At 40.4% G+C, this 13268-nt stretch carries 9 protein-coding genes and 1 pseudogene; 1 reads left to right on the forward strand and 9 read right to left on the reverse strand.

The genetic code is table 11. From position 1 onward, the window contains the following. Nucleotides 1-218: 218 nt before the first annotated feature. From BLS16_RS14660 to BLS16_RS14670, 3 genes are all read right to left on the reverse strand, one after another. Nucleotides 219-1583 (reverse strand): VWA domain-containing protein, encoded by a 1365-nt coding sequence (locus tag BLS16_RS14660; protein ID WP_092334417.1) that lies wholly within the window; start codon nucleotides 1581-1583, stop codon nucleotides 219-221. After that, nucleotides 1584-2468, reverse strand: a complete 885-nt coding sequence (locus BLS16_RS14665) for an AAA family ATPase (RefSeq protein ID WP_092334419.1) — start codon at nucleotides 2466-2468, stop codon at nucleotides 1584-1586. Nucleotides 2469-2537: 69 nt separating this feature from the next. Next, on the reverse strand, nucleotides 2538-3698 hold the full coding sequence (locus tag BLS16_RS14670; protein WP_092334421.1) for a DEAD/DEAH box helicase: 1161 nt from the start codon (nucleotides 3696-3698) through the stop codon (nucleotides 2538-2540). A 249-nt stretch (nucleotides 3699-3947) separates the two neighbouring features. Here BLS16_RS14670 and BLS16_RS24645 point away from each other — a divergent pair, with 249 nt between their 5' ends. Then, entirely contained in the window at nucleotides 3948-4811 is an 864-nt protein-coding gene (locus BLS16_RS24645) for a methyl-accepting chemotaxis protein (RefSeq protein ID WP_092334423.1), read from the forward strand. Between the two features lie 109 nt (nucleotides 4812-4920). On the opposite strand, the gene trxB is transcribed toward BLS16_RS24645, so the two are convergent. The 6 genes and pseudogenes from trxB to BLS16_RS14710 form a co-directional block, all read right to left on the reverse strand. Continuing rightward, on the reverse strand, nucleotides 4921-6138 hold the full coding sequence (gene trxB, locus BLS16_RS14680; RefSeq protein WP_092334425.1) for a thioredoxin-disulfide reductase: 1218 nt from the start codon (nucleotides 6136-6138) through the stop codon (nucleotides 4921-4923). Nucleotides 6139-6177: 39 nt separating this feature from the next. After that, nucleotides 6178-6504, reverse strand: a complete 327-nt coding sequence (locus BLS16_RS14685) for a thioredoxin family protein (RefSeq protein ID WP_092334427.1) — start codon at nucleotides 6502-6504, stop codon at nucleotides 6178-6180. 169 nt (nucleotides 6505-6673) lie between these two features. Next, nucleotides 6674-8722, reverse strand: coding sequence for an alkaline phosphatase family protein (locus BLS16_RS14690; RefSeq protein WP_092334429.1), 2049 nt, complete (start codon nucleotides 8720-8722; stop codon nucleotides 6674-6676). 233 nt (nucleotides 8723-8955) lie between these two features. Then, nucleotides 8956-10443, reverse strand: a pseudogene (mttB, locus tag BLS16_RS14700) ([trimethylamine--corrinoid protein] Co-methyltransferase). 44 nt (nucleotides 10444-10487) lie between these two features. Beyond that, nucleotides 10488-11120, reverse strand: coding sequence for a corrinoid protein (locus BLS16_RS14705; RefSeq protein ID WP_034598769.1), 633 nt, complete (start codon nucleotides 11118-11120; stop codon nucleotides 10488-10490). A 148-nt stretch (nucleotides 11121-11268) separates the two neighbouring features. Further along, nucleotides 11269-12693, reverse strand: a complete 1425-nt coding sequence (locus BLS16_RS14710) for a trimethylamine methyltransferase family protein (RefSeq protein ID WP_092334435.1) — start codon at nucleotides 12691-12693, stop codon at nucleotides 11269-11271. Nucleotides 12694-13268: the final 575 nt, after the last annotated feature.

Genomic DNA, 13268 nt, shown 5'->3' on the forward strand with positions numbered 1-13268 from the left:
TATCAGATTTGCCTTATAGCAGTATATACATCACATCATCATTTGGTGTAAGTAAAATATATTACTTGTGAAAATTGTACAGTGGCTTGTATAGCTCACCAGAAAAGAAGTGGAAGTTCTGAGGTCCAGATAAAAGTCAAAAAATGCCGGTTCTTTCATTGAAAGCAACCGACATTTTTTATAATCTTAGTTGAAAGCTTCAGCGTATGCCTTTATCGCTAAAACACATCTTTAACGATTTTCTGTAAATCTCTCGCAGTACGGCACCGATATACCTTAGAACAATAGATTTGATATTCTTTCATTGCATTATCCGGTTCCGACCACTCATTTTTTTCCAAAGGATTCAGCCAAAACACCTTGCGGACTTTTTCCGCGATCTGAGCAAGATATTCTGCCTGAGCTTGATGATAGTTGTTCTTACCATCTCCCAGAATAACAAGCACTGCTTGTGAAGAAATACCTTGGAGCTTTTTCTCCGCAAGTTCTTTGAAGACAGCTCCATAATCTGAAAAGCCAGAACTAACTTTATGACCCCAGCTTTTTATTTCCTGTTTTACTTCAGTTAATTCTTGATTCCAAACAAACTCAGTCACATCCCATATTGAATCAATGAAAAATAATATCCGTACCTTTCGAATTCTCTCTCTAAAGCAGGTCACCACATAGATTAAGAATTCCACGAAGGAGGCCATTGAATTTGAAACATCGCAAAGCACTACTAATTCCGGTACTTGCGGTTTTTTATGTCTAAAGTATAGTTTAAAGAAATGCCCATCCCATTGAACACTTTGCCGAATGATTTGAGCTATATCTATGGTTCCTTTCTTAGAGGATTTCCAACGCGCGCCTTGTTTTAAGGCTAATTTCCGGGTCCATTTTTTAATACTGGATTTTACAAGCTCCTTTTCCTCTTCTGACAATAAGCTTAAAGATTTATATAGCCAATGCTGTCGAACCACGGGTTCCCAACTGTTATGGTGCCTTACCTGAACCGTCAAAATCTGCTGTTGAATTTCATTTATGATAGTAGCTCGAGCATTATGATGTAAAATCCAATCATCTTCTGAAAGCGAACCCCGCTGATAAGCCAAATCGAAGGAATTAATCCAAGTGAAATAATCCAGATCCGTTAAAATCTTTTTCACAACGTCTTCAAATTCCTGCTCACTACCTACCAACTCTTCTATCCTCGATAAGGAAATTATTCTGGAAATTTTAGCCGAATCTAAAATATCTCCAGAATTTGTAAGGCTAATCCCCCCAGTACCCCGACCCGTGCCTTGTCCGCCTATCCCAGGACTATTATGGTTTTCCAAATCCTTTTTGACAGATGTATCCTTTGAATCCTCAGAATTGAAGGTCTCTGAACATCCTACGACTATTCTCCATACCGTCTCAAAGACCCCAGTATCTTGTGGGCGATGAATAAATAATGATCTCAATATTTGTTTAGGCGGTATTTCCGGATAGCAAGCCAGACAGGTTTGAGCATCCAGAATATCTTGGGAGGATATTGATAGAGAAACTTGCCTGAGAGCATTGATTACCCGAATAAAAGTCCATCCATTCATAGCTCCCATTTATTGATTATCCTTACTTTGTCTACTCTCGGTTTCCCACTTTTTAAGGCGTTCTTCTAGCTTCCCAATGTCCTTAGGATATTTTAACAAAACGCTCAAAGTCCCAAGGAGGTTACCATAATTCAATTCCTCCTGCTGAAGAGCTTTTAAGGCCCGGGCATAGTCAATGGTCTCGGATACGCTAGGCAGCTTCTGCAACGGCAATTTTCTTACTTTAGCAACAAACTCACAAACATCTCTAACTAAACTATCTGCCAGCTCCGGAGCATGTGCTCTAAGAATCGATATTTCTCGATCTAAGCTGGGATATGTCAAATAAATATGTATACAACGTCGTCTTAAGGCATCGCTAAAATCGCGAGAACTATTGCTGGTTAAAATTACAATTGGTTTTGTTTTCGAAGTAATAGTTCCTAATTCGGGAATAGAAACCTGTCGCTCAGCTAGTAGCTCCAGAAGAAAGCTCTCAAATTCTTCATCGCTTTTATCTAACTCATCAATGAGTAATAGAACTGGTTCAGAAGATAGAATCGCCTCTAAAAGCGGCCGAGAAAGTAAAAACTCTTCCGAAAATAAATCAAATTTTATTTCATCCCACTCTTCGGTTTTTGCAAGCTGTAAGCGCAAGAGTTGTTTAGCGTAATTCCAATCATACAACGCCTTACTTAAATCAAGTCCTTCATAACACTGTAACCTGATAAGTCTTCTTTTCTCTGCTCGCGCCAGAGCTAAAGCCAACTGTGTCTTGCCCACCCCGGCAGGCCCTTCAATAAGACAAGGTTTATCTAGGGCTAAAGCAAGGAATAAGGTTGTCGCTGTTACTGGATCTATTAAATAACCTTCTTCATCTAGTTTTTGAGCTAACTCTAAAGGAGAAGACTGCATAACAAGAATTCCCTCCACTTCGTGGCTAAACCCTTGGATTCCATCTAGGTTTTACTTGATTATACTACATCACACTTTCTTCTGTAACTTTTTTCTTGCGTTAACGATCTTTCCTTGAGACATTTCCTTGGAGCTAATCTGAATTCCAAAAGTGCTTTCTAACTTTCTTAAAACCTGAACTTCCTGTGGATTGGCGATTGAAATTGCAATCCCCTTATTACCTGCCCTGCCTGTTCTGCCGACTCTATGAAGATAAAGCTGAGGATCTTCCGGCAAATCCAAGTTGAAAATATGGGTGATCCCCTTTATGTCTAATCCTCTGGCAGCTATATCTGAAGCCACTAACAAGGAGCTTTTTCCGCTCCTAAAGTCATCCATCGCCTTTTTTCGTTCAGCCTTTTTAGCCCCTCCAAAAATGCCTTCTGCTTCTAAACCGTGATATTTTAGTGTTAAGACCGTTTTTTCAATCTCTTCACTTTTATTAATAAAAATCAGCCCTCGCGTGGGGATGATTATTCTAATTAATTTTCTCAGGGCTTCAATTTTATCTCTCTGTTCTGCTAAAAAATACATATGTTCAACGGTGGGAGCAATCATGATTGTTTCGGTCACTCGAATGACTTCAGGAGTTTTTAATAGTGCCGATGCCTTCTGTTGGGTCAGCGGGGATAAGGTCGCCGAAAACAACAATAGCTGCGTTCTGCTTAGGGTCGTCTTGATTACCCCTTTAACAATATCGCCGTTATTCTCATCAAGTAGACGATCAGCTTCATCCAGCACAATTGTCTTAACTGTTTGAGCTACTATCTTTTTCTTTTGAATTAGCTCAAGAATTCTTCCACTGGAACCCACTATTATATGCGGTTTTTGCTTTAATTTTTCAATTTGCCGAGAAATATTTACGTTTCCAATGATTGCAGCGGAAGTAACTGCAATACCAGAATCTTTTACTAGAGTTTCTATCTCACGCTGAATTTGGATAGCTAGTTCATGGGTTGGAGTAAGAATCATTGCTTGAGTTTCTTTCTTGAGAGTATCGATCTTTTGAATAATCGGAAGCAGAAAAGCTAAGGTTTTACCGGTTCCTGTTTCTGACTGGCCCAATACATCTTTCGCAGCTAAAATATAGGGTATTGCTTGCTCTTGAATTGCAGTTGGCTCAACAATCCCTTGTTGTTTAAGAGCAGTTACTAAAGATTCGTCGATTCCAAGTTTATTAAAGGTATTCATTGATAATCCATCCTGTCTAAAATAAAGTTTAGCTTCATTATATCCTTTTTTTTCGCATATCAGAAATAAAACGTCATAATTAACTCATTACAGCTAACCTATTCTAATGGTTATAAAATTCAGAATTTATACCCGGTATAACTATCCGTAATTTCACACTTGGTCATTACTATAATAAGATCAATGTAAGCAGGCTTATCAAGTCTTATAATTATATATCTAAAATAAGGCAAGGAGACGGAGAGATAATTGTCTAATAATCAATTGTACTGTAAAACTCTCCAGCACTTTTTAGCAGTGGCACCATATATCAATCAATTTGTGATTGATGATATTGGTTTATTCATCTGCGACACGGAAAAAGTAATTTGGGACATGGTTCCAAAAACTTTCAAGTGGGATAAGGCCTCCTATGTCGGCGATAAACCTGGTCCCGGATGGGTCTCACATGATGCTATCCAACAACGAAGACGGGTCGTCAAAGAAGTCGGGAAAGAAGGCTTCGGAGTTCCCTATATAGCTGTAGCAATACCCATTTGGGAAAACGACAACATTGTCGGTGCTATTGCCATTCAGCAATCCGTGGATAGCAGGGAACAGCTTTTTGAAATTGCTAACTCCTTAAACAAGATTATTAAAACTGTCGATGTTAACGTTCACCAAATAGCGGCGAAAGCTCAGGAGCTTTCAGCGACTGGACAACAGCTGGGTTTTATCTCGCAGAGTACTAAAAATCAAGTTGACGAAACAGATACAATAATTGGGGTCATTCACAAAATCTCCGCTCAGACAAATTTACTGGGACTTAATGCTGCCATAGAAGCGGCTCGTGTCGGCATACATGGCAAAGGGTTTTCTGTAGTTGCTGATGAAGTCCGCAAACTTGCGCAAAGCAGTTCTGATTCCTCAAAGAATATCCAAGTAACCCTAAAAAAGATTCAAGATGCTGTAGAGCAAATAAATTCCGCAGTCAGTGAAATGACTATGGTGTCAGACCATCAAGCAGCTTCATTAACAGAAATAGCCCCTTCCGTCAATGAATTATCTAAATTGGCTGATGCTATTGTCGCCTTAGCGAAAGATCTAACCACTGATCATTTTAACCGAAACTGAAAAATTAGGCAAAAATTAAAGGAACCCATCCCACAAAGGTAGGTTCCTTTGAATTACTTTTGATAATATACTCTTCTAATGCTTTACTATTTACTAATAATGATTTGTCTTATCTTAATTGAGCTTTAAGTTTTTCTTTATCCATTGAATAGTCCAATCGCTTGATCTCTTGCCCTCTGTCCAATACAACAACTGATGGCACGATTTTGACATCATACTTTTGAGCCAGACTTTTCTTGGTAGCCGTATCGATTTTCACCACTTTGTAGAGTTCCGAAAGTTCTTGATTTACCTCCTCTATTAAAGTGCTAAACTCCATGCTTTCATTATTTAAGGCATTGAAGAACAGTAAAAGAACTTTTTTGTCACTTTTCATAACACTCGTTCTAAACGCATTCAGTTCCTCAATATAACGCTCGGCAGCGACTGCGGCCGTTGCCCCATCCCCTGCAGCTGAAACCACTTGCCTTAAATATTTAACACGATTGTCTCCAACTCCATATACTCCTTCGAGATTCGTTTCCATCAAGTCATTAACGGGAATATAGCCTCTTTTGTCCATCTCAATGCCGCTTTCCTTGAGAAAATAAGTCGAAGGAATCATCCCTACAAAGAAAAAAACACCCTGACAAGCAAGTTCGCTTGGTCTGCCCGTTTTTAAGTTCTTGATTTTAACACCCTCAACATTAGCCTCGCCCAGGACTTCTTCAATCGTGGAGTTCCAGACAAACTCCATCTTTTCATTTTGGAAGGCCCTTTCCGCACTCACTTTATTGCAATCGAGAACGCCTTCATCATGGAGTACAATCACGGTGACTTTGCGAGCGAACTTGGTAATGAACATGCCTTCTTCGATGGCTTGATCCCCGCTGCCAACGACAACAACGTCTTCGCCTTCAAAAAACTCGGCATCACAGGTTGCACAATACGCAACCCCACTGCCCTGAAGCCGCTTTTCACCAGGAATATTTAAGAGTCTCGGCTCACTGCCACAAGCAATGATAACCGCCTTGGCTGTGTATTCTTTCCTTTTTTTGGTGCTGATGATTTTGTCTTCTTTAGAAAAATTAACGCTCACAACTTCATCACCTAAAAATTCAACACCAAAGGAATCGGCATGCTTTTTAAAGTCTTTCATAAGATCAGGTCCGCTGATTTGGCCATAGCCCGGATAATTGACAATTTCTCGTGTGGTATTGACCAAACCGCCAACCGTCCCTTTATTGATTACCAACGTTCTCAGCTTTGCTCTTCCCCCATAAATAGCCGCCGTGAGCCCTGCGGGCCCCCCGCCGATAATGATTAAATCGTGGGTTAGTTCTCCCATTTTCCTAAATCACTCCCTCTCTTTAGAATGTTTTAGGGATTACGATTCCAGTACTTCCGCAATTTTATCGATGACTTTGTCTTCGTCAACAGCACCTGCTAGTTTTGCTTGATATTCGCCGCCCTTAAAGAAAAGAATCTGAGGAACTCCTTTTAAGGAGAATCTTTGGAACAAGTTTTTATCCTCTTCTACATCCACGTAATAGAATCCAACCCTGTCTTGGTATTGCGGTTGAAGCTCCTCCAAAACAGGAACGACATTTTTACAAACGTGACAGTCTTTTCTGGAGAAAATAACAAGACAGGGTTCCTCATTATCATAGATAATTTCTTCAAAACTCTTGGCATTTAATTGTTCTAAGGGCATATTTTCCACTCCTTTAAATAGCTTTTTGTCCAATCTCTCAAAGTAGTCTTCAAAGAATTTTCATTTATGAAATAAACAGAGTAAGGCAGGCTATTCCACGAATTAAGTTTATGTGAATCAGCCTGCCTTTTTATACAATCAGAAAGTATAAACTTGCGTTTTATTTATATTAGAATTCTTCGGTTAAAATCTGATAGATTGGTGCCCCTTCGCAGTGGGCAGGCATTCTAACACCTACTAATGTTGCAATAGTCGGTGCAATATCAACTTGTCTAATGGTTCGAACTGTTTTAAAGTTTTCTTTAATTCCGTTCCCTGCTGCTAGGAAAATTGGGGCAACAGAAGTATCGAAAGCACCTTCTACAGTGGATAACCCATCACCATGTAAACGGCTAAATCCCTCATCGACAGTAAAGAAGATATCACCACACTGCGGACCGTTTGTTCCTAATACGACAGCGTCTTTATTCCGCATTGCCAGCCCGATAACACGCTGTCCTTTATATCTATAAGAGTACAGATCAGACATAATTTTTCTTTCCAACTCATATTTGTCCGCCGGGTCAACAATGCCATGGGCATCACGACCCTTTAAGTTGATATATATATAGTTACTTCGAGTCTGAACCGCTGTTGTCTTTTCCCAATCTACTTCTTTCAATGTTTTACCGTTTTCGCCCTTTTTCATTACGGTATAACCGAGTTCCTCCATTACCTGTACATTCATGCCGCCATATTCACCAATTTGTGGTGGGAATTCTTCCCCGACCAGTAAACCATGGTCAGCTAGAATCATGATTGTCCAACCTTCATCTAACAGATGTAAGAATTCACCTAAATATTTATCTGTCTGAATGTAAAACTTTCGGATAAAGTTCTGATTAACTTCAGGGTCAGTATAACTCCAGCGCTCTAGATTTTTCGCTAAGTGCCAAAACATATGACCTGCACAGTCAACATTATGCAAATGAGTGAACACTACCTGGTAATCCCGGGTTTTAATTAAATGATTTAAAGCCTTTGCTTGCCATTGACTATACGAATCCCAGGCAGGTTCATAAACCTTCTCAACCAAGTAAGCGTCTTCTCCCCCAACCAAGCTAACAGGCTGAACCGGTCCAACATTTTCTACGACATCTTTTAACAATTCTTTTGGATGCCATAATTTATCCTGGGCAATATCCAAGGCATTACTGATCCACAGTTTCACCGCTGTACCATCGGTCGAAAGTTCCAGGAGTTTCATTGAACGACAGGCTGGTTTTAATACACCCTCTTTATTAATGTCATCTACAATACCGGAAACCATTTTCCCGAGTTCTAATACTACGATTGGTTTCTCTGCCTTCTTATTTTTATAAATTGCTATGCGGTCATAGATGCCATCAGAATTTTTTAAAATCAGGGTGGGTCGTCTTACAATACCATCAGAGGTTAAAATAGTAAATTCTTTGGCATCTGCCGGTGCAGCTGCCCATCCTTCTGCATTTTTCAGCGGTGAATTGACTACATCATAATGAGGAATAGATTCAATGACCATTTCCATATTTTCTGGTCCCATGATATATTCGCGGATTTCACTGCCTGTCATGGCAGCTTCACCATACCATAATTCCATCATATCGGTAGCTGGTTCTTCTTCTTCTTCAGTAATAGCACTCAGATCGGAAATCATGCAGCCGGTACCGGCAGGACGTTCAAGTTTGGGAGCATATATTAATTCTGTAATTTCCTCATTAGCAGCGATAATTTTTTCCCAATCAAGTTGTGCCACACCCATATTAACAGAACCCGGCTGTGTTCCATCAACAACGTGTAAATTGGGGTTGTCACTGGTCGGAGGCCAAGCGGAACCGGGCCAATGCCATACTAAGGTTTTGAGGCCGGCTTCAGTCGTTACATTCCATAACTGCTCAGCTTCACAATTTCTGGAATCCATATTATAGACAACAGCGTCCAAGCTCTTTGGTGACTGTCGCCAAAAGCAGGTAATACCATGCGTTCCAGGATAAGCACCGGTTGCTAAGGTCGTCCAGCAGGCAGGTGTAATTGTTGGCAGGGCACCTAAGTGGGATAAGTCTTCTCTTGCTGAGCCCTTATCAATAAATTTTTGCAAGTTTGGCATTATTCCTTCGGCCAAGAACTTCCGGGTTACTTTGGGATCCATCCCGTCGACCCCTAATACCAATAATTTCTGGGTTAATGCTTCTCTTTTCATTATCTAAATCACAACTCCTCAAAGAGTTTCGAAACTGTCGACCTTCCCGGTTTACTCATTTCGAGCTCAATCACTTTCAGGCCTACCATCCAAGACACGCTCTTGATAGTGGCTTAAGTATTACCAAGCGGGTTGGAATTCTTTAAATAACTTTATTTAGTAACGAGAAGAACTAAAGTTGTTTGCTCGTTCTCCTCATTACTATCATTGATATTTAGTTATTTGGTCGTAACTTAACTATTGACACCATACTCTTTTTCAGTTTCTTCCACTATAGCGCGTAATTCTGCTTGAACACTTTCCGGAAGATGCTCCGGCTTATAGTCTTCGAGTATGGATCTAGCCACATCATAAGCTCTTTCCGAAAAATCCTTACCCCCATCAGCCAGCCAGACATCTCTCATACGGCGGTCAATAACATTACTTTTAGATTGAGAACGCATGTGTTTGAAGGTATGCTCTTGACCAATAAAGTTACCAGCGGTACCTACCTCTTTAATAACATCTATTGCCAGAGTTTCATCAGACACACTTATCCCACAAACAGCCTTTTTAATCATCCTAGCCATCTCATTATCCATGACCATTTGTGCATAGTCATAGGTGATGCCGAGTTCCAACATACCTGCGCCATAGATTAGGTTGGACCCTGCCAACGCTGTCAGCATAGCGGTAATTGTGAACTCATGAGATGCCTGGGCATCCGGGAGTTTGCTGTCTACCTAGCCACCGGCTACCCAGCTCGGCAGTAAGTAAAATTGGGCAAGTTTCGCAACACCTGCATTGATCATTCCGAGTTCCGGAGATCCAACCGGTGCCGTAGCAAAACGCAAATCCATGATTGTGGTTGAACTACCATAGATAACCGGTGCTCCCTTGCGGGTTAGCTGGCTTAAGACGATGCCACTTAAAACTTCAGCATTGTGTGTTACAAGACTCCCTGCTAACGTAATTGGGGAGGTAGCTCCAGCCATAGCCATTGATAGTACGTTTACAGCTATGCCGGCGCGGGCACCTTCAATAATTACTTCAGTACAATGGCCTACTAATTGTAACGGGCTTGTTGGGCAAACATTACAAGAGAAGATTGGTCTTTCCCGCAGCTTTTCTTCTCCACCGACTATGGCAGCAGCCATCTTCAGAACTTTTTTAAAGTTTTTGCCACCTTCAGTACCGATAAATACATGCTTAGACGTATTATTGAAAATAACCTCGGCATTATGAACGACAGCTGCCACTGCCGGTACATCCTGAGGAGCCACCGGACGCAAAACTGCATCCATTTCACTCATTGCATCACAGAAGCGCGAAATATTGGCTACATCTTGCTTAGTAGTCTTCCGATACTCTTTGGTATACGGGTCGATGATTGAGACCCCTTCGCCAAAATTAATAAAGTGAACTCTTTTGCCACCCAGTATAATATCATGTTTAGGATTTCTACCTGCCAAAAGAATTGTATTAGGAGCTGAGCGAATAGCATCCTCTACAATATGAGGAGGAATTTTCACGACTCGCGTTTCGAAATTTACGCTAGCTCCTCCAGCTGCGAAAATTTCCAAGGCTTCTTTAGACTCAACCTTAATCCCTGTTTTCTCCAGTACTTCAAGGGTTCCACTGTGGATATCATAAAGTTCGTTGTCAGAAAAAATATTAAGTCCGAAACCCTCAAATTTTGAGACTCCTGCTTGAACTTCACTTCTCAATTCTTCCACCTCCATAACTTCTGCAACATTTAATATGTCTGATATCTTTTCCCGGAAAACTAGTTTAAGAATGCGGTAGCCATCTCTTTAGCAGCCATAGCGTCTGCACAATAACCATCTGCCCCGACTTCATCAGCAAAGCTTTGCGAAACCGGAGCCCCACCAACAAGAATCTTAACTTGATCTCGTAATCCTTCTTTGGCGATATGGTCAATTGTGACTTTCATATTTAGCATTGTTGTGGTCAAGAGAGCAGATAAACCAACGATTTTTGCATTATGCTCTTTAATAGCTGCTACAAATTTTTCCGGAGATACATCGACACCTAAATCAACTACATTAAAACCGCCGCTTTCCATAATCATGACAACTAAATTCTTACCGATATCATGTAGATCTCCGGCAACTGTTCCAATAATGATTGTTTTACTAACTGCAATGTCTTCTCCGGTAAGCAACGGCTTAACAATATTCATCCCCTCTGATAAAGCCCTTGCCGCCATCATTACCTCAGGAACATACATCTCTCCGGCTTTAAATTTTGGAGTTACAATATCCATACCAATTAGTAAACCCTTGGAGATGATTTCCAGTGGATCGCCACCGGCATTTACCAGCTTCTGGGTAAGCTCTTTTACTGCAGCAGCATTTCCTTTAAACACATAATCTGCTAATTGATCGAAATCGCTCATTTATAAATCCTCCTTTAAGATGCAATACTTCTGCAATTACAAACTAGTAACCTTTCCCAAATAAATCATATTATAATTACATTTCGTTGCATAATTCCGTCTTTTTATGCCGGGTATAAATCTAGACAGCTAGAAAAAATTATTAATATTAATGAGCTCTAGCCTTCTCGATAAACTCTAATAATGCTTTGTCCGTCTCTGAATCGAGTAAAGTCTCGGGTGCATTTTGCAGAATCTGTTGATACTTTCGGTTTGCTTTGATAACAACATCTTCTGAACCGGCGTTCTTCCAATCGCTATAATTTCCCCAATCTGAAACAGTAGGCGTCCACAGTGATCTGAATTTCTCAAATGTACTTATATGCGACAAATAGGTTCCCGTATGTCCTATCTCTTGAATAACGTCAACAGCTATTGCTTCATCCGAGGTATCGATCCCTTGAGAAATCCGTCTTACTCTTCTGATCAATTCTTCATCAATGACAAACTTTTCGTAGGAAGTGGTCATAATTGCGTCTAAAACACCCAAGCTTTGCACTGACATCTGGGCGCCGCTCATCATTCCCATTAGCAGGCTCTGCATGGTTTCATATCCTGCTTGACAATCAACAGTCTTTGAATGGGTGATTCCCGACATGGTTCTAACGGGTAGGTGATAGTAATCTAAACCCATTTGCAAGCTGGCAGTATTTATTAACATTGCCTCAGGAGAACCTGCCGCAAAAGTTGCTTCTTTCATATATCCTGAAGTTGATGCGGTAGCGTATACTAACGGAGTCCCCGGATTCACTAATTGAACCAGAACCAGTCCTGCTATGGTTTCAGTGTTTTGCAAAACTGCCGTTCCTAAAAGTGATATTGGGCCACTTACTCCAGCCATAATGCACGGCGCAAGTAAGATAACTTGATTTCGTTTTGCATATTCAATCATAGTTTCGAGAGTATCAGGAGCATAGGCTAATGGACTTAATGAATTTACTAGTACCGCTGTACAATGGTTCTCCAATAAAAATCCGGGTTTACCCAAGGCCATCTCAACCATATCCAATTGTTGGCGAACCTGTTGGGTATTAGCACAGAATCCGATAACGGGTTTCTCAGTGTTTTTTAATGCTTCGTACATCATAAGTAGATACTTATCACTGCTCTTAACATCACTGGGGTCAACCGGGATTGTGCCTACTAGATCAACAACATCGCTGGCTTGACAGAGTTTTTGGATATTAGCATAATCCTCAAGAGTTGCCTCTCGACGTCCCTTTTGTATGTCTTGAATATAAACCGGCCCAACGTTTGGCTGTATCAAAAAACCTTCTCCAACGGTAACCGAGTATTTATCATTACGAGCCCGCATACGGAAGGTACGTGGAGCTGTAGCCAAGGCTTGATCTACCAGTTCGCGAGTAATAAAAACTGTTTTATTTTCTACTCTTGCTCCATGTTTCTTAAAGACTTCAATAGCTTCATCATTGTGAAAAACTACTCCGGTCTCCCGAAGAATCTTCAGTGTGGCTTCATGAACCCTTACTAAATCATCCTTCGTTAAGACTTCCAGCCGTGATTTTAAAGCCATTATTACACCCTCTCCTATCCTACTTGCCCGAAACTTCAGGTAGCTAATTAGCTTTAATCCTTAATGATACTCTGAGTCAAATAGACTTAGGTAGAGTCTATTTGACTTGATATTAGAAATTCGTTCAACTTGAATTTAATACCAAGAAATTTAAAACATCGGCATTTCCTTAGTGTTTAAGCATTTGGCCTGCTTACACCACCTCCAAACAATCTCCTTCTGGCCGATAAACTACTACCACTCTTCGGTTATTGAAGGATTAGCGGTAGTCGAGCCTTCTACAAAATTGGTTCAGTTGGATTTCATCAATATGTCAAAATATAATGCAATTTTCATGCCGTTCTAAGTATTAAGTTAAATATGTTATCGACAACAAAAAAAGCAAGGATCAGTTACTTCTACAATGATTTAGACCCCTTATTAAGCGCTTAAAAAAGCGACAAAGTATGGGGTCACTCCATCCTCGACATAAAATATAGAATATTTAAGTCATGTTGACTCAAATATTCCAACGATGCAGGATTTTATCTTTGTCTTACCGAATAAAATAAATAGTTAATTTAATATTTTCAAAA

This window comes from Desulfosporosinus hippei DSM 8344 (genome assembly GCF_900100785.1).
Taxonomy (GTDB): Bacteria; Bacillota; Desulfitobacteriia; order Desulfitobacteriales; family Desulfitobacteriaceae; genus Desulfosporosinus; species Desulfosporosinus hippei.